Source organism: Ensifer sp. Root127 (genome assembly GCF_001425225.1).
Lineage (GTDB): Bacteria > Pseudomonadota > Alphaproteobacteria > Rhizobiales > Rhizobiaceae > Ensifer > Ensifer canadensis.
Map to the genome: position 1 here is coordinate 391877 of NZ_LMDX01000023.1, position 20561 is coordinate 412437.

The window sequence follows — 20561 nt, forward strand, 5'->3', positions numbered from 1 at the left end:
CCACGGCTCCTTCCGCGCCTCCCTCAAATCAATCCCAATTCCACAAGTACGGTCGTTGGAAAATTGGCTCTCAATTTCACTAGGTCACCGGCGGCTACGACCATCTCTCCCTCGCTCCAGATATCGTATTCCATCTCTATGCGAATGCCGTCTCGTTCAAGCACCGCCCATGAATGGTCGAGACCGCCACCCATATCGAGAGACCATCCTTGGTCTCTCAGTGCAAAAATTGCCGCGTACCAGGTGTCTTTGGGTATCTCAAACCAGTGAATTCGTTCCGGCACCTTCGTCACCCGTGGCCACCATTGACGTCAACTTCGAATGCCCGGTCAACCCTGAAGCGTTATGCGCGGGCAGACTCTCGCCGCGCAAGTGGGCCTTTGAAGAGATAGAGGATCCTGTCTTGATCCTGACACGGGTGTCAATCTGCTGCGGTGCAAAGCTGGACAATATGACCAGCAGAAGCGCCGCGAAAATCGCGGTCCACACCGACAGTGCCGATCCAAATCTTTTTCGCGTAGACTCTTTCAAAGTCTGGTCGTCGAAAGGGTCGCAATGCGCATTCTTCTGATTTTTGGCGCCCTCATCGTTGGGACGATTGCCGGCATTTACCTGTTCGGAATGATCTGGAAAACCACTGCTCCGGAAGGCGCAATGGCGATGGTCGTTGGAGGAGGCACGCCGGTTCTCCTCGGAACTTTGGCGTTTCTCGGCACGAAGAAGGCTGACGGCCAGCGACCAAGCCTTCTTAGCGCGCAGACATGGTTCGCTGTCCTGGGCATAGCGGCGGCCGCAGCCGGGCTGTTCCTGCTCTTGATTATAGCTGTTTTCCTAGCGGTTCAGCGCGGCTAGGGACCAAGCCCGGCCCACGGGTTTCAAGCAGAAACTCACCAGGAAGCGTCGTCCAGCCCAGTTCTTGGCGTCGATTGGCGACCTTTGTCGCCGGGCGACTGCTCCCTGCGTCCGGTCCGGGCAAAGATCAGCTGGGCATTTCGACAGGAGCGAAAGCAAGGCCGGCTTAACATTGAGATTTTCGCGGCCGACCTCTATTTCTTGAAGCAATCCTTGTTCGGCGATCGTCTTCAGATAGGCGGATGCTACCTGTCGCGTTGCGATGTTCGACGCCACAAGAGAGTGGCACCCTCGCATCCCTCGATCACAAATTCTCCTTGAGTAAGACCTCAATACGGATCTTTTCCTGCGACGCGATCGGCTCGCGCTCATCGGTGCGAGCGCGCATGATGCGGATGGCGCTGCGCACCGCGTGCCCGGGGTCCTGTGCAATAATGGTATCGATCTGGTCGTTGCGGAGAGCTTCTTCGCTGAAGGGCGTGCGTTCGTGGACAACGATGACGATCTTTTGCGCGTCCATACGCTGCCTGATCGCCGTAACAGGCACGCGGCTTTCCGGGCTCATGACATAAGCGGCCCTGATATCCGGATTATGTTCCATGACTTGCCGTATAATCGCCGCCGCCCGCCGTTCATCCCCATAGGTCTCGAGCGACGGCAGGTTCGTCAGGTGAGGGAACTGCTGATTGATGATGCTGTCAAAGCCGCGGCGGCGCTCGATACTGTCGCGCGCCACCATGGTTTCCGCGACGATCATGATCTTGCCGACTTCCCGGCCGAGGAACCGGCCAATGATCTTGCCCGCTGTTGCACCGGCTGCGAAGTTGTCAACGCCAACAAAGTCTGCAGTTTCCAACTTTTCCTGTCCGGACAAAAACTGGACCAGATGAATGCCGCGCAGCATCAGCCGGCTGAGCGCGTCGCGCACCTGTGGTGACTCAGGCGCCATGACGGCGACGCCATCCACCTCTTCGTGTTCGATCGAGGCCAGATGCCGTGAAAGCTGATGCGGATCGTCCGTTGGAATTTGATCGACGGTTATTTCCGTCAACTCGGATTTGAGCGTTTGACTTGCCTCCCGAACACGTTGCAGCAGCTCCAGAAGATATTGATCGCCTTTGCTTGGGAGAACGAAGCGAAAGCGGTAGAGCTTGTTGCGAGCCAGGACAACAGCCGCCGGATTGCGAAAGAAACCAATTCGTTCAATGGCTTCGTTCACTTTTCGTACGGCTCCAGCACTGACATTCGGCCGGTCGTTCAAAACGCGATCGACTGTCGCCAAACTCAATCCGGCTGCTTCCGCCAGGTCTTTCGCCGTCGGTCGCATCATCTTTTTTCACCATCCTCCTGTTGCCGCCCACCGCCTCTTTTCCAACAGCACAAGCGAAAAAGCAAGAAATTGAGGTGCGCACCTCAAAAAAACCTTGCACTGAGGTGCGCACCTCAGTTATATGATTGACAACAGCAGCGGCCAGAGGAGTGCGCCGACGCTGGAGGGGAGGGTCGCTCCAAGGAGGGCGAATCTTCGAGTCTGTCGCAACTCGTTGAGAGCGCGAGGCACGTACCGATGGAGGTCGGAGTGTCACGCTGGAGGAGATTTCCATGACAGTTTCATATTTGAAGTCGGCGTTTGGCGCCGGTGTTGCAACCGCATTTTTGACGCTGGGCGCAACCGCGCCGGCGCAGGCCGAGGATTTGACGCTGTGCTGGGCTTCCTGGGATCCGGCCAATGCGCTTGTTGCGCTCAGCAAGGACTTCGAGGCCAAGTCCGGCCACAAGATGAGTTTCGAATTCGTGCCGTGGCCGAACTTCGCCGACCGTATGCTCAATGAGCTGAATTCCGGCGGCAAGCTCTGCGACCTGATGATCGGCGATAGCCAGTGGATCGGCGGCGCGGCGGAAAACGGCCAATACGTCAAGCTCAATGACTTCTTTGGCAAGGAAGGCATCAAGATGAGCGATTTCATCCCGGCGACCGTTACAGGTTATGCCGAGTGGCCGAAGGGTTCGCCGAACTACTGGGCGCTGCCTGCCTTCGGTGACGTCGTTGGCTGGAGCTATCGCAAGGATTGGTTCTCTCGCCCTGAACTGCAGGCGGAATTCAAGCAGAAATACGGCCGCGATCTTGCCGTGCCGAAGACGTTCGCCGAACTCAAGGATATCGCCGCGTTTTTCCAGAATCGCGAGATCGACGGCAACAAGGTTTACGGCGCCGCGATCTACACCGAACGCGGATCCGAGGGCATCACAATGGGCGCGATGGACGTGCTCTACAGCTTCGGCTTCGAATATCAGAATCCGGACAAGCCCTATGAGCTCGAAGGGTATGTCAATTCAGACAAGTCCGTGAAAGGTCTGGAATTCTACAAGGAGCTTTACAATTGCTGCGCTCCTCCCGGATCGTCCGACGCCTACATGTCCGAGAACATCGATGCTTACAAGTCCGGCCAGGTTGCCCTGCAAATGAACTTCGCCTTCACCTGGCCCGGCATCCATGCCGATCCCAAAGTCGGTGGCGACAAGTCTGGTTATTTCGCGAATCCGGCCGGCCCCGACGGCGTGCAGTTCGCGCAGTTGGGCGGCCAGGGTATCTCCGTGGTCGCAGCATCCGACAAGCAGGATGCTGCCCTTGAATATATCAAATGGTTTGCTCAGCCCGATATCCAGGCCAAATGGTGGCAGCTGGGTGGCTATTCCGCATTGCGCGCAGTCGTTGAAGACCCCGGCTTCGCCAAGAGCCAGCCTTATGCGCAGACCTTTCTGGATTCCATGGCAATCGTGAAGGACTTCTGGGCGGAGCCATCCTATGCTTCGCTTCTACAGGCCTCGCAAAAACGCTTCCACAACTACGTCGTCGCCGGTCAGGGCACGGCCAAGGAAGCGCTTGACGGCTTGGCTGCCGATTGGACCGAGATCTTCGACGACGAAGGCAAATACTAGACACTGACCGCGTACCTCCCCGCGGCTTCAGATGTCTGTGCAGGACCGGCGCTCTTTAGCCGGTCCTGCGAACCAATCTGCATATGATTTAGGGGACTACCATGCTCGATTCATCGATCGAACGGGCGGCACGCGCAACACCGCCTGTGGTTGCCAAACGCATTCAAGGGCTCTCGGATCGGGCCATTGCCTGGCTTTTCGTGGCACCGTCGATCTTCCTGTTGCTCGCCGTCAACATCTTTCCGTTGATTTGGACAATCCGGCTGAGCTTTACCAATTTTCGGGTCAATCGGCCGAATGCCGAGGTCAGTTTCGTCGGGCTCAAGAACTACATCAATATCCTGACAGACTCGGACGTCTGGTTGACGATGCAGGCGACGGCCCATTTCCTGATCTGGACGATCGTCCTCCAGGTTCTGATTGGCTTCGCGCTGGCCTATCTGATCAACAAGAAATTTCGCGGCAACGACATGTGGACGACGATCATCGTGCTGCCGATGATGTTGAGCCCGGCGGTTGTCGGCAACTTCTGGACATTTCTCTACCAGCCGCAGATCGGCCTGTTCAATTACGCCGTGGGGTTCTTGACTGGAGCCGACCCGTCCGCCTTTTCGATGATCGGCGACGTGCCGCTGGCACCGTGGGCCATCGTAATCGTCGATACCTGGATGTGGACGCCTTTCGTCATGCTGATTTGCCTGGCGGGGCTACGGTCCATCCCTGGCAGCATCTATGAAGCGGCGGAATGCGACCGGGCCAGCAAATGGCGGCAGTTCTGGACGATCACAATTCCCCTGGTCCTTCCGTTTCTGATGCTGGCGATCCTCTTCCGCGGCATTGAAAACTTCAAGATGTTCGACCTTGTGGTGCAACTGACGGGCGGCGGTCCCGGGTCGACCACTGAGCTGACGTCCATCAACCTGAAGCGCGAAGCCTTCGAAAAATGGCGCACGGGGTATGCCTCCGCCTACGCGGTCATCCTCTTCGTGACGGTCTTCGGTCTCGCATCGATCTACGTCAAAGCCCTGAACAAGGTGAAACAGAGATGAGCAGCTATTCCGTAACAGAACCTTCGGGTCGCCAGAAATTGTTCGCGGGAACGCTTGTGGTCCTTTACGCCCTGATCACGATCCTGCCGCTCCTGTGGATCATCGGAACAAGCTTCAAGTCGCCCTCCGATGCCATCGCCTATCCGCCCAAAACGTTCTTTTCGCCAACCCTCGAAGGATATGTGAACCTCTTCACCACCCGCACGCGGGCAACGGAAGAGGATGTCAAAGCCCTTGGGGAACCGACGACCTGGTACGACCGCATCGTGCGCAAGGATGGCTTTATCATCGCCGGCCCATCGCGTTTCATGGAACGGTTCTGGAATTCGATCATCATCGGCTTCGGTTCGACGGTGCTGTGCATAGTCTTGGGCACTGCCGCCGCCTACGCTTTCTCCCGCTTCAAGGTACCGCTCAAGGATGACCTGCTGTTCTTCATCCTGTCGACGCGCATGATGCCACCGATTGCCGTGGCGATCCCGATCTTCCTGATGTTCCGCTCGCTTGGCCTCAACGATACCCATCTCGGCATGATCCTGCTCTACACCGCGGTCAACCTGTCGCTGGCGGTCTGGCTGCTTAAGGGCTTTATCGACGAAATCCCGATCGAATACGAGGAAGCGGCGCTGATCGATGGCTACACCCGCTTTCAGGCCTTTTACAAGGTCGTCCTTCCGCAAGCCATGACCGGCATTGCCTCGACAGCGATCTTCTGCCTGATCTTCGCCTGGAACGAATATGCCTTCGCCGTTCTTTTGACCTCGGGCACAGCCCAGACGGCACCACCCTTCATTCCCACGATCATCGGCGTCGGCGGCCAGGACTGGCCGGCCGTGGCCGCGGGTGCAACGTTGTTTCTCGTTCCCGTCATGATTTTCACGATTGTCCTTCGCAAACACCTGTTGCGTGGCATCACATTCGGAGCCGTTCGCAAATGACCGAATTTATCAAAGGGTTGCGCGGGTTCCGGCGCGGCGCATGGGAAATGGTCGCTTCGATCCTCATCGCGCTCGGGGTGTTCATGCTGATGCAGCCGTTCGCACTGTCGATGTTTTCCTACTCGTTCATCGTGACCCTGGTGGGCACTGTCATGTTCATCATCGTCAGCCATTTTCCGGAGTAACCCATGGCACAGATCAGAATTCAGAATGTGCGCAAGGAGTTCGGAGCATTCACTGCCGTCGAGTCCTCCTCGTTCACAGTGGAGGACGGTGAATTCTTCATGCTGCTGGGACCATCGGGTTGCGGCAAGACGACAACGTTGCGAATGATGGCCGGTCTGGAACTGCCGACCAGCGGTGAAATCTTCATCGATGGCGAAGAAGTCGGCATGAAGCCGGCAAGCCAGCGCGACATCGCCTTCGTCTTCCAGATGTTCGCCCTCTATCCGCATATGAATGTACGCAAGAACATTTCCTACCCTCTGCTGAGCCAGGGCATGCCGCGGGCCGAGGTCAAGGCACGCGTGGAAGATGTGGCGCGCATCCTCAAGATCGAGACGATCCTTGACCGCCCGGTCGGCGGATTGTCGGGCGGCGACCGCCAGCGTGTCGCCCTCGGCCGTGCTATCGTGCGCCGCCCAAAGGCGTTTTTCATGGACGAGCCTCTTGGCGCGCTCGATGCGGAGTTCCGCGAGCATATGGCCGAGGAACTGCGTGCACTTCACGACCGGATCGGTGCGACCACTGTCTACGTCACCCACGACCAGCTGGAAGCCATGCAGATGGGCGACAAGATCGTGGTGATGAACCACGGCGTCGTTGAGCAGTTCGGCAAACCGCAGGAAATCTATGACTGGCCGGCAACCAAATTCGTGGCAAAATTCATCGGTTCTCCGGCCATGAACTTCTTCGATTTTGACGGCATGATCGATGCCGGCGGCACTGTCGTCGAGCTTTCGGGGAAGAAGGTCGATGTTCCGTCATCGCGGCAAGGGGCCAAGGGCAAGCTGACAATTGGGGTGAGGCCCGAGCACATCCGCTTTTCCGATTCCTCTGAGTATCGCGGCAGAGTGCTTGCCACGGAATATCTCGGCACCACGCAGATCATTACGCTGGCGACGCCGAACGGCGAGGTCAAGGCGCGTGCGTCCTCGAGGCAGGCTGTCAGATCCGGGGAAGTCATCGGTCTTGAGTTCGATCCCGCCACCCTGACGATATTTGAGGGCGTGAAAGGGCAGGCGCTTCTGTCCGAAGCCAATGAGGGAGTGTTGCGCCATGGCTGACGTCGTTCTTGAAAACGTGACGAAGAAGTTTGGCAATCATACAGCGCTCGACAACGTGTCGCTGACGATACCGAACGGTTCCTTTGTGGTTCTCCTCGGGCCGACGGGCGCCGGAAAAACCACGACACTGCGCATGGTGTCCGGCCTCGATCGCCCCGATAGCGGCAGTATCTATTTCGGCGGCCATTCAGTCGAGGGACATTCACCGGCGCAGCGCAACGTCGCCATGGTGTTTCAGCAGTATTCGCTCTATCCGCATCTGACGGTGCGGCAGAACCTCGAATTCCCGTTGAAATCGCCACTATTGAAGACGCCACGCGACGCGATTGACCGCAAGGTCAATGCGATCGCCGAGGTTCTGCAGATCTCCCACAAACTCGACAACAAGGCGACGGCGCTCTCGGGCGGCGAAATGCAGCGTGTCTCCATTGGCCGCGCGCTCGTTCGCACGCCGCAGATCTATCTCATGGACGAGCCTTTGAGCTCGCTCGACGCCAAGCTCAGGGCCGATTTGCGCGTCGAGCTGAAGAATATCCAGGCCAAGTCCGGCGCCACGCTGCTTTATGTCACCCACGATCAGATCGAGGCAATGACAATGGCAACGCATATCGGCGTGCTTCACGAAGGCCGGCTGGTGCAGTTCGGCGCCCCGCGTGAAGTCTACGAGCATCCGGTGAGCATCTATGCGGCAACAAAGCTCGGCCAGCCCCGCATCAACATTATTCCCGCCGACACTTTTCCCGGCGCACCATCCAGAGCGGCGCACATCGGCTTGCGGCCCGAGCACATTACACAGGGCAGCGGCCAGGAGGCATTGGTCCGGCGGGTCGAGCATCTTGGTGACCAGACCCGTCTTCATCTGTCCTTCAAGAAAAACGACCTCATCACCGTCACCGACGCCCACACCAGGCTGAAAAGTGGCGACACCGTGAAAATTCAGCCGGACAAGCCGCTCTATTTCGACGCGGCCGGCATGCGCTTAGCTTAGAGGAAGGATCACATGGCACAATTCATCAACAAGAGGGAAGACGTCGTCACCGAGGCGATCGACGGCCTGCTGGCGATAAGCGGCGGCTCGCTGGCACGACTCGACGGCTACCCGCATATTCGCGTGGTTCTGCGCAATGATTGGGACAAGTCCAAGGTGGCGCTGGTCTCCGGCGGCGGGGCAGGGCACGAGCCTGCGCATGCGGGCTTCGTCGGGGCGGGCATGTTGACCGCTGCCGTCTGTGGCGACGTCTTTGCCTCGCCCAGTGTCGACGCCGTTCTTGCCGGCATTCTCGCGGTCACCGGTCCAGCCGGCTGCCTTCTGATCGTCAAGAATTATACCGGTGACCGACTGAACTTCGGTCTCGCCGCCGAACGCGCGCGTGCCTTCGGCCTCAATGTCAGCATGGTCATCATCGGCGATGACGTGGCATTACCCGAGTTGCCGCAGGCACGCGGTGTCGCAGGCACTCTCTTCGTTCACAAGATTGCAGGAGCGTTGGCCGAGGCCGGTGCGGATCTGGAAACGGTAACGGCGGCTGCCCGGCGCGTGGCCGCCGGATCGAAGAGCATCGGCATGTCCCTCGATACATGTACGGTTCCTGGATCCCCAAAGGAGGACCGCATTCCGGCCCACATGGCCGAACTTGGGCTTGGCATCCATGGGGAGGCCGGTGTCGAGCAAGTCGACTTCATCGACGCTCGACTGGCCATGGAAGCAGCCGTAAGCAAACTTGCAGCGGCCATGGAGGATAGATCCTATGTGGCGCTCATCAACAATCTGGGCGGCACCTCAACGCTGGAAATGTCGGTACTAGCGCACGAACTGATCACGTCCTCGATCGGAGCGCGGATTTCGCACATCGTCGGTCCCGCGTCGATGATGACCTCTCTCGACATGCATGGTTTTTCGGTGTCCGTCTATCCAGCTGACGAAGCGGAAATAGCGGCGCTGAGCGCACCGGTTTCCATGGCGGCATGGCCCGGCGTGTCAACGGTCAAACCGGTCATCGTCAACATGCTGCCCGACGGCTTGACGCCAATTGCGCCGCTGTCGTCCGAACACAGGGAGACACGCGAGTTCATTGTCAAATGCTGCCGGATCCTGGTTGCAGCCGAGGAAGACCTGAATGCGCTGGATGCCAAGTCGGGCGATGGCGATACCGGCTCGACACTGGCTGGCGCCGCACGCGCCCTGATCAATGCGATCGACAGGCTGCCGCTCTCCGATCATACCCAACTCTACCGGGCGATTGGCCAGGAACTCAGCCAGACGATGGGCGGATCGTCGGGCGTGCTGCTGGCGATCTTCTTCGCCGCAGCCGGCGACGCTGCGTCAAGCGGCCTTCCCATGCGCGATGCGCTGAAGGCAGGACTTGCCCGGATGCAGGAAATCGGCGGTGCGCGTCTCGGCGACCGAACTATGGTCGATGCGCTTTCCCCCGCTCTCGACGCACTCGGCGACGGGGTCCGTTCGGCCGCCCTGGCGGCTCGGGAAGGAGCAAACCTGACGGCGACGCTCCTCAAGGCCAATGCCGGTCGCGCAGCTTATATCAACGCGCGACAACTTGAGGGCCATGTCGATCCGGGCGCGGAGGCCGTCGCCCGGCTGTTCGAACACCTGGCGGCGTGATGCTCGAGCGCATCTGCATTGCAGGTTGCGCTCGCCCAGATCCATGCCGAGGCGGTACTGCGCCGCCTTGGCAGCGGAGATATCGCCCTTGATGGCAACCAAATCCTTGCCGGCTGAGTGCCGAGAAACGGTGGATCGTGCACCGGAAAGGCCTTGGTGCGCCGCACCGGGCCACTTACCTTTGCTACTCTGTCGCGGGCTTCTTCGTTCACTGCCTCGCCATTGCCGGGCTCCGCATGTGCCTGACGCACTACAGTGTGACGTGGGCTCCAGGCATCAAGCGCAGTCCGTTCAGCTGCCGCGATACCGCAGAACGTCCACCAGCAATGCGAGAGCAGGCGATTGCTGCCGACGGCTCGGATAATACAGATGATAGCCGGGGAAGGAGGGGCACCAATCCTCCAAAACGCGCACCAGCCGCCCCTCGGCAACATGAGCGAGTACCTGGTCTTCGGGCATATAGGCGACGCCAAGTCCGTCCAAGGCCGAGGACAATCGCATGCTCAGGCTATTGAACACGAGTTGCCCCTCTCCACGCACTTTCACCTCGCGTCCGTCCTTTTCCAGACCCCAAGGGAATAGCCCGCCATAGGTCGGGAGACGGATGTTGATGCAGGTGTGGGCGGTCAGGTCCTGCGGGGTTTGTGGAAGCGGATGCCGCTCGAAATAGGCTGGCGACGCCACGACCGCCATGCGCATATTGGGGCCGATGCGCACTGCAATCATATCCTTGGCGACCTGCTCGCCCATGCGCACCCCGGCATCATAGCCTTCGGCGACGATATCGGTGAGGCCGTAGTCGACGATGATTTCCACCGCGATGTCGGGATAATCAGGGAGAAATCGTTTGAGCGCGGGCTGAAGGATCGAGATCGCGGGATGTTCACCGGCCGTGAGGCGAACCGTCCCGGCCGGCTTGTCCCGAAGCTCACCCAAAGCGACCAATTCGGCTTCGATCTCTTCGAAGCGCGGCGCAACCGTTCGCAGCAGGCGCTCGCCGGCTTCCGTCGACGAGACGCTGCGCGTCGTGCGGGTCAAAAGCCGCAGACCCAGTCGCTCCTCGAGATTGCGCATGGTCTGGCTGAGTGCCGACGGTGAGACGCCAAGTTTTGCAGCAGCCCGCGTGAAGCTTTTCTCCCTGGCGATAACCGCAAAGGCGGCGAGATCGTTGAAGTTTTCCATCTGGATTTGTTAGCTCATCTAAAAGGTTCATGCGGATTATGGCATCTAATCGCCATCGGCGTCACGCGCTACCTTGGAACTCAATGGTGCGGGCAGCCGGACACTCGGATCTCTTCCAGCTTCTTCCGGCTGCGTTCGCAACGCACTCGGCCCCGAAACACGACGGTCGATGGGTAACGGTCTGCAAACCGATCACAGGGAAGGACGAAAGACATGACGAATGAGGACACAACGACAATCGGCCGTCGAGGCTTCCTCGGCGCGGCGGGAAGTCTTGCGGTGGCTCCCCTGCTCGCCAGTGCGAGTTCGCCGGCCTTTGCACAGGCAGGGACCGCGGACAGTTCTGCCTCAGTCCAGTCGAGCGATCGGCGAAAGCTTGGAACGCTGGAAGTCTCAAGCGTCGGCCTTGGTGTTCAGAACATGGGCCGGACCTATCAGATGACGATCCCGTCCCGGCTGGAGATGATCAACATCATCCGTGCGGCCCACGAGCGCGGCGTCACCTTTTTTGATACCGCCGAGGCCTATGGCCCGCATGAGTGCGAGCGGATTCTTGGCGAAGCCATCGAACCGTTCCGAGATGCCGTCGTGATCACCTCGAAATTCGGATGGAACATCGACCTCCAAACCGGCGAGCGCCGTCCCGGCCTCAACAGTCGTCCGGATCACATCAAGCTTGTGGTTGACGGCATGCTCAAGCGTCTGCGCACGGACCGCATCGACCTTCTCTACCAGCACCGCGTCGATCCGAACGTTCCGATCGAGGATGTCGCTGATGTAGTCAAGGACCTCATGGACCAGGGCAAGGTCCTGCATTGGGGCCTTTCCGAAATGGGGATTAACACATTGCGCCGCGCTCACGCCGCACTTCCCGTGTCGGCCGTCCAGAGCGAGTATTCGATGCTGTGGCGTGGGCCTGAAGATCAAGTGCTTTCGGTCTGCGAGGAACACGGCATCGGTTTCGTTCCATGGAGCCCGCTTGGTGTCGGTTTCTTGACGGGTGCAATCGACGCGCGGACGCGTTTTGCCGAGGGCGACATCCGCGGGATCGAATCGCGTTTCTCGCCGGAAAACCTGCCGGCGAACCTGGCGCTTGTGACATTGTTGAATAACTGGGCTGACCGGAAGCAGGCGACCCGGGCTCAAATTGCACTTGCGTGGCTGTTGGCGCAAAAGCCGTGGATCGTACCGATCCCTGGGACGACACAGATGCCGCACCTGCTTGAGAATATCGGCGCCACGTCGATCAGCTTCAGCGCCGAAGAGACCACAGAACTCAATGCCGCAGTCTCTGCCATAAAGGTGCGCGGCCAGCGCTTGCCCGATGCCGTTCTGGCCTACTCGGCCGTCGAGGCGCCTGAGAAGAAGTAAGGCATAAACAATGAAACACAGATATCTCGGAAATCTTGAAGTGTCGGCCCTCGGCCTTGGCTGCATGGGTATGACGGGCGTCTACGGCTCCGTTGGGGATAGGAGTGAGATGATCCAGCTCATCCACGACGCGCACGACCTGGGCGTGACGCTTTTCGACACGGCAGAAGCCTATGGACCTTTCGCCAACGAGGAATTGCTGGGGGAAGCCCTTCGACCAATCCGCGACAAGGTCGTCATTGCCACGAAGTTTGGCTTCGACATCGACCTTGAGACCGGCGCGCGCAACGGCGGCACCAACAGCCGCCCCGAACATGTCAAGGCGGTGGCGGAGGCCGCGTTGAAGCGGCTGAGAACGGATCGCATCGACCTCTTCTATCAGCACCGTGTCGATCCGGCCGTGCCGATCGAAGACGTGGCCGGCACCGTCAAGGAGCTTATCGCCGAAGGCAAGGTCAAGCACTTCGGTCTCTCGGAGGCCGGCGTCCAGACCATCCGCCGCGCCCATGCAGTCCAGCCCGTGACCGCGGTGCAGAGCGAATTCTCGCTGTTCTGGCGCGCACCGGAGGCCGAACTTCTGCCGGCGCTCGAGCAACTTGGCATCGGCTTTGTTCCCTTCAGCCCGCTCGGTGCCGGTTTCCTCACCGGCAAGATAGACGAGAACACGGCTTTTGATCCGACGGATTTCCGCAACCACGTGCCGCGGTTCACACCCGAAGCGCGCAAGGCGAACATGGCGCCGGTGGGCGTGGTCAAGGCAGTGGCCGATCGCAAAGGTGCTACGCCCGCGCAGATCGCGCTCGCCTGGCTGTTGGCGAAAAAGCCCTGGATCGTCCCGATTCCCGGCACCACCAAGCTCCATCGGTTGGAAGAAAACCTTGAAAGTGCCGATCTGGAGCTGGCGCCTAATGATCTTGCCGAGATCGATGCAGAGGTCTCCAAAATCGAGGTCCGTGGCGAGCGTCTTCCCGAAGCATCGCTCAAGATGACCGGGCTCTAATCAAAGGCAGGTGAACCGTCGTGACTGATTTCGGCAATCCGACCCGGAGGGGCCTTCTCACGGCGCCGCTGTTCCTCACCCTTGCGGCGGGCAGCGCGTCCGCCACCGTGGCCCAACAGGGCAAGAAGCCGCTCGTGGCGGTGTTTTCACGCAGCGGAAACACGCGGGTTGTCGCCCGGCAGGTCCGCCGTGCCCTGGGCGCAGATCTATTCGAGATCGAGCCGGAACAACCGTATCCCGACGACTATTTCGAGACGGTCGCGCAGGCGCAATCGGAACGCGACCAAGGCTATAAGCCGCCCTTGAGGGCGACGGTGGACAACGTCGCCAGCTATGCCACGATCGTCCTCGGTTTTCCGATCTGGGGCATGACGGCGCCTCCGGTGATACGGTCGTTTCTTTCCGCGCATGACCTATCGGGCAAAACCATTGTGCCACTCATCACCCATGGCGGTTACGGGCTTGGCGATAGCCTGTCGGTCCTCGCAACGCCCGCGCCGACCGTGAACCTGGTCGAGGGCTTCTCCATGCAGGCGCCGCAGGAACGACAGACGATTGAAAGGGTGACAGACTGGCTCGACCGCTTGGGTGCCCCCCAGTGAGGTCGGGATACTGCTTTTGGTACCGGCCGCCCAGGTCGGCTTCGGCCACAAAAGCGTGACGATTGTGATGGCCGCTGTTGGCCGACAGAACCTTAACAAAGAGGGCCATGGTCCTTGGCGTTCATGGCCAGCTCTTGTTGAGGATCAAATAATCTGGATCAGACCTCTTTAAGCTTCATCGCTCCATTCAGGCTCCCGATCAACGTGGCACTCGCCTCGTTCAGGCCCAATATATCCACGGCGATACCATGCGCCTTGTAACGTCCCACCACCTTATCCAGAGCATCGACGGCGGTGATGTCCCAGAAGTGTGCCTGTGATACGTCGATCAGAACAGCCATGCCACTTGCCTCTTCTATATCGAATGCCTCGACGAAGATGTCGGCCGACGCGAAGAACACCTGGCCCGACACGCGATATGTCAAACGTCCGGCAGCAGCGTCGACCGCGGTTTCAACCCGCAAGAGGCGGGCGACTTTGAATGTGAAGAAAACGCCACTTAGAAGGACGCCCACTGCCACGCCGAGTGCCAGGTTCGAGGTAAACACCGTGACGAGGACGGTCGCGATCATGACCGCGCTCGACACCTTGGGGTGAACGATCACACTGCGCAATGAAGACCAATCGAACGTGTCGATCGACACCATTACCATGATGGCCACCAGTGCTGCGACCGGAACCTGAGACACCCATGGCTTCAGCAACACCATCAGCACCAGCAGGAAGGCCCCCGCAAACAGCGTGGATAGTCGGCCGCGTCCGCCGTACTTCACGTTGCTGATGGTCTGGCCGATCATGCCGCAGCCTGCGATCCCGCCGAACAGGCTTGCCGCGGCATTTGCAATGCCGAGTCCCGTGCACTCCCTGTTCTTCGAACTCGGTGTTCCCGTCAGATCATTCACCACACTGGCCGTCATCATAGATTCAAGCAGGCCGACCATGGCGATGGCGAGCGCCGGCCCTGCGATAATCCTCAGCGTTTCCAGTGTCAGGGGAACGGTGGGCCAGCCAAAGATCGGAAGAGAGTCAGGCAACTTGCCGAGATCGGCAATGGTCATCACCGGGAGTTGTAACGAGATCGATACCAGGGTCAGAACCAAAATACAGATCAACGGCGATGGGATCGCCGTGGTGACCCTTGGGGCAAGGTAGATGACCGCAAGTCCTGCCGCCAGCATGCTGTAGGCAAGCCAGTCGCCGCCAATGATGTGCGGTAGCTGGGCTCCAAAGATCAGGATCGCAAGCGCGTTCACGAAGCCTGTGCGGACAGATTTCGAAACGAAACGCATGAGAACGCCGAGCCGAAGGAGCCCAAACAGTATCTGGAAGATGCCCGCGAGCAATCCGGCGGCAAAGAGATAGGGCAGCCCATGCGCGTGGACGAGGGGTGCTGCGACGAGCGCGACCGATCCTGCAGCAGCGGAAATCATGGCAGGACGCCCGCCCGTGAAAGCGATGACAATGCCGATGATGAAGGAGGCGAATAGGCCGACCTGAGGATCGACGTCGGCGACGAAAGAAAAGGCGATGACCTCGGGGATCAAGGCGAACGTCGCGACGGCCCCGGCGAGCATTTCGCGCATAGGGGCGGCGGACCAATCCCGGCGGATGGAGGAAAATTGCATCTGATGTGTTCTCGCAAAGCATGGCGAACGCGCTCGATCGAGCGGTTCTGAAGTTGGCATGCAGGTTTTGCGTGGTCTGGCGGATCGGCGGCCAGAAGAGCCACCCGGAGTTTCACCGGGTCCGTGGTGAGTGATTTTTTTATGACCTCATTTATTTCGCAATGCAACATGCAACGGAGCCTGCCGCGCATCGATTTGGGAGCTGCCGACCATGCTGGCTGTCGAGACCTCTGGTTCATCGCCGCTCAAGGCGTGAGTTTTGTGGCGGTCGGCGACATACGTTGCATCCGGCTATCTTCGTAGCGGACTTACCGTAGCTCCGTGAGGGAGTCCGCCAATGTGCGCACGTTGAACGAATGTGATCAGATCGGAGATATTCGCCGTCTGCGGTGCTTTTGACCACAGTCGGAGGAAGCCCGGCACATAGGCCGGGCTACAGTGGCTAATGGCGATGCTCGGGCATCTCCTTAAGCTGATCCTTGGTCCATGTCGTGATAGCGTGGACGTCGCCGTCCTCATCCCGCATGAAATCGAGATCGGTAAGGGGAACCGCGACCGGCTTGGCGCCTATGCCGAGGAAGCCGCCGACGTCAATGATAACGCTGCTGCCGGCGCCCGCTCCATGCACATGATCAACTTTGCCAACCTTATGGTCATCCGCTCCGTAAACTGTCGCACCTTCCAGGACTGCGGGCGTGAGTTCTGTGGCTGCGAGGCGGACGTGATTAGTGTGATCCATCTTCGTTTCTCCTTTGAAATGAACTGGTGAAACCTAATTGGAAGGAAAGTGTTCCATTCGAGCGCGATTGGTACTCGGCGTCTGAGTGCGATGGCGTGCCGCGCTTAACCCGCCGAGACGGGCGGACAGCGGCAAACAGACGCTGCTATCCACTAAAGCGTTCCAAGCGCCAGCGCGCCTCCTACCGCCAATAGCCCTGCCTAGTGTCCTCGATCGACGATCGCCCCATAATGTAGCCGATCGCGAAGGCAAGGGCGCCGATCGTAAGCACCAAACCCGTTGCGGTATGTGGGTGGTCCGCGGCCGCAGCAGCCACAGCACTGGTTTCGCGCTTCACCACATCTCCCGCTGTCTTTGCTACTTTGCGAACGCCAGTAGGTGGTTCGGTGGGTGTGCCGGTGAAGCCGGCTGTAAGGTCATTCTTTGCCATGGAGTTTCTCCTTGTTGGTGTGAAGGAGGAACTGACAATGGGGTGGGGAGGTTCCACAAATGGCCGACCGGCCCTTATCAATGGCGGTGCGTCGTCTGCGTAGGGCTGCGGAGCACCCGAAAAGCCGGATTTTCGATTGAGAAGTTTTGGAACGATTTTCCGAACACGGGGTTCATATTTCAGGCGTTCTGTGACGTCACCATCTTCGGTTTGAGGAATGCAATGATTGATCCTCCAAATCAGCCCCCAGGCACATCCGAGCGGAAGGTCGAACTCGACCAGGCGGTTGACTACGCGGTGCAGCTCCTTGTCGAAGAAGCCCACTTGGTCGGATGGGGCCGTGTAGAATTTCTGACGGCTATTTTGGACGCAACCAGTGCCCGACTTGCCGCGGCGGAAGAAGAAACAGAGCTAGAGGCCGGCGGCGTCACATTGCCAAGGGCCGCATACCCGACCGATTAGAGAATGCGCTTTTTCTCAATGGCCGACGAGCCGCAAGAAAGGTCGAACATGACGATTGCGATTGAGGAAGATTCGCAGGCATGGCGCGAGGATCTTCGACTGCGACTTGAGGGGTTGGTAGACCTGTTCGTCGTGGCAGGCATTCAGCAGGAAGATGTTTTCGCCGCCATCCTTGAGGATGTCGATGGTCTGCGCAGCGCCTGGATCCGCGATCCAGACCCCGCAGACGACGACACAGCGAAGACCACTATTGATGAACCTTCAAACGATTGGCCTGCGGCCGAGGGAAGGTAATCGTCCTGTTTTCTAGGGTTCACCGGGTCGCGGATGGGGCTTTTCCTCGTTGTCTGCTGCCACTCATTTTGGTGGTCGAGGATGAGTATCTGATCCCTATTTGGCTGCATATGGCGTAGGTCATAGCCCAAACGGACAACTTGTTTCGGAAAACCCGTCGTCCTATAAAACTGGTATACGCGCATCTGTCGAGCATGAGATAACTCCACGCCGGCAATCGCGCACTGCTTTCGACTCGTGACCACGGATGTACTGGCACTAGTCTTGGAAGCGACAAAGAAAAAAGGTCGGAGCCAGCGCGCCCCGGCCTTTTTTGTTGGGCCCGATGCTTATATTTACTCCGACGCATGCGCCTCTATTGAGCGGCCGCCGTTGGCTGGCGGCGTCGCTGTTTCAGTCGTCGTCTTTCCCGGAAGCACAAGCTTAGTGGCTTGAGCCTACTCGCCACTTCGAACCCGTTCAATATAGCGCTTCCTGTCTTCCTCGGACGCACTAGCCGACATGTCCTGTCCGAGTTCGGCCCTTTGAGATAGCGGGAGCCATGGTCGATTAGGGTTCTCTCTAACCCATAGCTGTCTGGCACGTCTTTCAATTTCAGCGTCTTCCAACGTCTCCTCCTTCGATTTGAGTTCGAGTACCGCAGGGCCAGGCTCTTGCACGACTGACCTTGAATCCTTTGCAGACCAGCGGGCAACCCGAAGTATCCTGGCCTGATAAGGATCTACGTAGTGCAGACACTCGATTGCTTCGATAGGCCGCCGTCGTCGCAAGGCCGTTGAGGCGGAATTTGACGTTGTCGTCAGCTCGCAGGCAGTCAAAGCTACGACCTGACCAAACTCGTGCATCTGGATCGGCGCGGCAACGGGAAGGCTGTTCGAATTCCTGGCGTGGATCCAGGGCCAGGTGTGATTGCAGCCGAAGACGAGGACCAACCGGATAGGAAAAAAACGTCCCGCAACCGGTTTGATTCGTCGCTGATGGTCATCCTGGCCATGTCCGCGTAACGCTCGAGACGCCGGTCCTTCCAAAGCTCTCTTTGCGCATAGCGCCGGCGCCCCTGTGCCAACCAGATCTTCGTTCGGTAGGGGATCCCTCCTGACGGAGCTCAGCTGGTCATCATCGTCTGCTGTCGCGGCGTCTCAATGGGCGAGAAGCCGAAGCGCTTCTTGTAGCAGGTGGCAAAATATTGGCTCGAGGAGAAGCCGCAGTCATAAGCAACGTTGGTGACGGACTGCTGGCCACTTTCGAGCAGTTGGCGCGCCGCGTTCAGGCGCAACATCTGCAAGTAGCGCACAGGCGTCATGTTGGTCAGCACCTGGCAATGCTGGGTGAACTGGGTGCGCGAGAGATTGCATTCGACAGCCATGTTCTCCAGGGTCCAGTCTTCGTCGAGGGCATGCCTCAAGCGCTTGAGGAAAATCTCGACCGTGCGCTTGGAACTTGCGAGTGCCAGATCCAACACCGGCGCCTGGCTTTCCAGCATTTGGCGGAACTGGAGCAGCATCATCGAGATCAGCAGGCGCAGGCGCGCTTCGCCGCCATGGATGTCACGGCTCGCCACCACCTCGTGAATATCCATGAAGGTGCGCGCGACTTCGCGCGAGGCGAGATAGGAGATCTGCTCGTTCTTGGACAGAAGCTCGCTCAGCCGCCTGCGATCCCGTTCCGGCCAGCCGATCCAATCGGGCCAGAGCCAGGTTTCATGCGGGCGGCGCACGCCCATGTCCATCAGCACCCAGACGATATGGCTTGCGCCGATATTGGGGTCGCCGAGCGCATGCAATTGCCACGGCCGGACGACGAACATCTGGCCTTCGCTGAGCGTGGTCTTGCGGCCGTCCATCGTAATGGTGAGAGAGCCGCGTGCGAGATAGGCGATCTTGACGCCTTCGTTGCAATGTTCGCGCAGACCCCAGTCCTGCGGGTTCGTCGCATCCCAACCGCCGACGGAACAGACCTGCGGTAGGGCGTGGCCGAGGTCGATGCCCGGATAGCCGCGTCGCGTCCATGCGTTGAGTGAGACCTGTCCGGCAAGAGACGCCTTCATCAGGTCCTGGCAGTTCCCGGCATAGAGCAGGGCACCCGGCTCACGGAAAACCGCCGGCCGGCCGACGGCTCGCTCATTGTTGACTTTGCTCATCGTTCTCCCCCGCCGATGTTCAAAATTTACCAGTCCTCTATTTCGAACGCGGACGCTCCTTTATTGCGCAATGCTGCGTCATCATCAAGCGGCAAACGGAGGCGCTTCGTGATTTGTCGTTGAAACTCAACGGCATGGAGGAGAATCAGGGAGGATTTGCCGGTGCGGATAGGTTTCCACACGGACGCGTTCAACTCGGCTTATTGGTCGTTCGAAAAATGCTTGCAGTGGGCGAGCGACAACGATGTGCACTTCATCGAGTGTGGCCTGATAGACGGGGTCAGCTGGATTCATGGGCTCGGCTACCAGCCGCATGTCGCGCTTTACGAGGATCCCGCACTGCTGCGTCGGAAGATGGATCGCTACGGCGTGCGCTTCTCCCAGGTCGATGCCGCCTATCCGCTTTCCGGCGAAGATGGCCCGTTGCGCGGCGTGCCTTACGTGCTGAAATCGATTGCCTGGGCCGCGCAGGCCGGCAGCCCTTGCGTCGACACGACCGACGGGCTCCATATGCCGCCGGGGCTGAGCGAAGAAGAATCGATGGCGCTCATGAAGCGCAGCTACGAGAAGATCATCGAGGTCGCGGAAGCGCACAAAATCATCGTCAATATCGAGCCGCACGGGCATTTCACCACGCGCCCCGAATTCATGGAGCGCATGCTTGCCTTCGTCGATTCCCGATGGCTGCGCATGAACATGGACACCGGCAACACCTTCATCGCCGGTCAGGAGCCGACGGAGTTTCTGCCGCGCTTCGTCGACAAGGTCAGCCACGTTCACGTCAAGGATGTTTCGCAATCGCTCGCCGCTGCGGTTCGTGGCGGGCAGACCGGCATCGCGGTCAGCCATTGCGCGCTCGGCGATGGTGTCAATGCCGACAACATCAAGGCCTGCCTCGCGATACTGCGCGATCACGGCTACGACGGCGTGCTCAGCCTGGAATGCGAGGGAGCCGCCGGCCCGATGATCGAGAAATCCCTGTCTTGGATTCGCGCGACCTGCCGCGACCTCGGCATCAAGCTGCACTGAGC

Annotated in this window: 21 protein-coding genes and 1 other annotated feature; of the genes, 13 read left to right on the forward strand and 8 right to left on the reverse strand. The window is 59.2% G+C overall.

The features are described from left to right. Window positions 1-23: 23 nt before the first annotated feature. Window positions 24-293, reverse strand: a complete 270-nt coding sequence (locus ASD03_RS39290; RefSeq protein WP_156408059.1) for a hypothetical protein — start codon at window positions 291-293, stop codon at window positions 24-26. 262 nt (window positions 294-555) lie between these two features. Between ASD03_RS39290 and ASD03_RS24010 the strand changes: the two genes are divergently transcribed. Then, window positions 556-852: a hypothetical protein gene (locus ASD03_RS24010; RefSeq protein ID WP_057216943.1), complete on the forward strand. Its 297-nt coding sequence runs from the start codon at window positions 556-558 to the stop codon at window positions 850-852. On the opposite strand, the gene ASD03_RS41355 is transcribed toward ASD03_RS24010, so the two are convergent. Together ASD03_RS41355 and ASD03_RS24015 are read right to left on the reverse strand one after the other, a co-directional pair. Further along, window positions 832-1224, reverse strand: a complete 393-nt coding sequence (locus ASD03_RS41355; RefSeq protein ID WP_348523281.1) for a hypothetical protein — start codon at window positions 1222-1224, stop codon at window positions 832-834. The two genes, ASD03_RS24010 and ASD03_RS41355, sit on opposite strands and share 21 nt — an antisense overlap. Then, window positions 1157-2179, reverse strand: a complete 1023-nt coding sequence (locus tag ASD03_RS24015; protein WP_057217224.1) for a LacI family DNA-binding transcriptional regulator — start codon at window positions 2177-2179, stop codon at window positions 1157-1159. The genes ASD03_RS41355 and ASD03_RS24015 overlap by 68 nt, the downstream gene beginning before the upstream one ends. 275 nt (window positions 2180-2454) lie before the next feature. Between ASD03_RS24015 and ASD03_RS24020 the strand changes: the two genes are divergently transcribed. The 7 genes from ASD03_RS24020 to ASD03_RS24050 all read left to right on the forward strand — a co-directional run bounded on the left by ASD03_RS24020 (window position 2455) and on the right by ASD03_RS24050 (window position 9685). Next, complete coding sequence (locus ASD03_RS24020; RefSeq protein WP_057207165.1) at window positions 2455-3792, forward strand: extracellular solute-binding protein; 1338 nt, start codon at window positions 2455-2457, stop codon at window positions 3790-3792. Between the two features lie 101 nt (window positions 3793-3893). Then, entirely contained in the window at window positions 3894-4841 is a 948-nt protein-coding gene (locus ASD03_RS24025; protein ID WP_025430287.1) for a sugar ABC transporter permease, read from the forward strand. After that, window positions 4838-5779, forward strand: coding sequence for a carbohydrate ABC transporter permease (locus tag ASD03_RS24030; RefSeq protein ID WP_025430286.1), 942 nt, complete (start codon window positions 4838-4840; stop codon window positions 5777-5779). Before ASD03_RS24025 ends, ASD03_RS24030 begins: the two co-directional genes overlap by 4 nt. Next, on the forward strand, window positions 5776-5964 hold the full coding sequence (locus ASD03_RS24035; RefSeq protein WP_025430285.1) for a hypothetical protein: 189 nt from the start codon (window positions 5776-5778) through the stop codon (window positions 5962-5964). Before ASD03_RS24030 ends, ASD03_RS24035 begins: the two co-directional genes overlap by 4 nt. Window positions 5965-5967: 3 nt before the next feature. Further along, window positions 5968-7065: an ABC transporter ATP-binding protein gene (locus ASD03_RS24040; RefSeq protein ID WP_057216945.1), complete on the forward strand. Its 1098-nt coding sequence runs from the start codon at window positions 5968-5970 to the stop codon at window positions 7063-7065. Next, window positions 7058-8053, forward strand: a complete 996-nt coding sequence (locus tag ASD03_RS24045) for an ABC transporter ATP-binding protein (protein WP_057216947.1) — start codon at window positions 7058-7060, stop codon at window positions 8051-8053. Before ASD03_RS24040 ends, ASD03_RS24045 begins: the two co-directional genes overlap by 8 nt. 12 nt (window positions 8054-8065) lie before the next feature. Continuing rightward, window positions 8066-9685, forward strand: a complete 1620-nt coding sequence (locus ASD03_RS24050; RefSeq protein WP_057216949.1) for a dihydroxyacetone kinase subunit DhaK — start codon at window positions 8066-8068, stop codon at window positions 9683-9685. A 291-nt stretch (window positions 9686-9976) separates the two neighbouring features. Here ASD03_RS24050 and ASD03_RS24055 read toward each other — a convergent pair whose 3' ends face one another. After that, complete coding sequence (locus tag ASD03_RS24055) at window positions 9977-10867, reverse strand: LysR family transcriptional regulator (protein WP_025430281.1); 891 nt, start codon at window positions 10865-10867, stop codon at window positions 9977-9979. Window positions 10868-11080: 213 nt separating this feature from the next. On the opposite strand from ASD03_RS24055, the gene ASD03_RS24060 reads away from it, so the two are divergent. Genes ASD03_RS24060 through ASD03_RS24070 form a run of 3 tightly spaced genes read left to right on the forward strand, consistent with a single transcriptional unit; the run spans window position 11081 to window position 13840 of the window. Then, complete coding sequence (locus tag ASD03_RS24060; RefSeq protein ID WP_057216951.1) at window positions 11081-12238, forward strand: aldo/keto reductase; 1158 nt, start codon at window positions 11081-11083, stop codon at window positions 12236-12238. Window positions 12239-12248: 10 nt separating this feature from the next. Continuing rightward, on the forward strand, window positions 12249-13238 hold the full coding sequence (locus ASD03_RS24065) for an aldo/keto reductase (RefSeq protein WP_057216952.1): 990 nt from the start codon (window positions 12249-12251) through the stop codon (window positions 13236-13238). 20 nt (window positions 13239-13258) lie between these two features. Continuing rightward, window positions 13259-13840 (forward strand): flavodoxin, encoded by a 582-nt coding sequence (locus ASD03_RS24070; protein WP_057207169.1) that lies wholly within the window; start codon window positions 13259-13261, stop codon window positions 13838-13840. Between the two features lie 158 nt (window positions 13841-13998). Here the strand turns inward: ASD03_RS24070 and ASD03_RS24075 are convergent, their stop codons facing one another. The 3 genes from ASD03_RS24075 to ASD03_RS24085 all read right to left on the reverse strand — a co-directional run bounded on the left by ASD03_RS24075 (window position 13999) and on the right by ASD03_RS24085 (window position 16634). Further along, window positions 13999-15465 (reverse strand): SulP family inorganic anion transporter, encoded by a 1467-nt coding sequence (locus ASD03_RS24075; protein ID WP_057216954.1) that lies wholly within the window; start codon window positions 15463-15465, stop codon window positions 13999-14001. A 70-nt stretch (window positions 15466-15535) separates the two neighbouring features. Next, window positions 15536-15591 (reverse strand) — a sequence feature (sul1 is cis-regulatory element that is thought to sense ions involved in sulfur or methionine metabolism; They are found in Alphaproteobacteria). A gap of 316 nt (window positions 15592-15907) precedes the next feature. Then, window positions 15908-16204: a PRC-barrel domain-containing protein gene (locus ASD03_RS38125; RefSeq protein ID WP_082523550.1), complete on the reverse strand. Its 297-nt coding sequence runs from the start codon at window positions 16202-16204 to the stop codon at window positions 15908-15910. Window positions 16205-16385: 181 nt separating this feature from the next. Then, entirely contained in the window at window positions 16386-16634 is a 249-nt protein-coding gene (locus ASD03_RS24085; protein ID WP_057207172.1) for a hypothetical protein, read from the reverse strand. A 510-nt stretch (window positions 16635-17144) separates the two neighbouring features. On the opposite strand from ASD03_RS24085, the gene ASD03_RS24095 reads away from it, so the two are divergent. Beyond that, window positions 17145-17390, forward strand: coding sequence for a hypothetical protein (locus tag ASD03_RS24095; protein WP_057217226.1), 246 nt, complete (start codon window positions 17145-17147; stop codon window positions 17388-17390). Window positions 17391-18495: 1105 nt separating this feature from the next. On the opposite strand, the gene ASD03_RS24100 is transcribed toward ASD03_RS24095, so the two are convergent. After that, the gene (locus ASD03_RS24100; protein WP_057207174.1) at window positions 18496-19530 is read right to left on the reverse strand and encodes an AraC family transcriptional regulator; all 1035 of its coding nucleotides are present in this window, start codon (window positions 19528-19530) and stop codon (window positions 18496-18498) included. A 162-nt stretch (window positions 19531-19692) separates the two neighbouring features. On the opposite strand from ASD03_RS24100, the gene ASD03_RS24105 reads away from it, so the two are divergent. Beyond that, the gene (locus ASD03_RS24105) at window positions 19693-20559 is read left to right on the forward strand and encodes a sugar phosphate isomerase/epimerase (protein WP_162250536.1); all 867 of its coding nucleotides are present in this window, start codon (window positions 19693-19695) and stop codon (window positions 20557-20559) included. The last annotated feature ends 2 nt before the right edge of the window (window positions 20560-20561 follow it).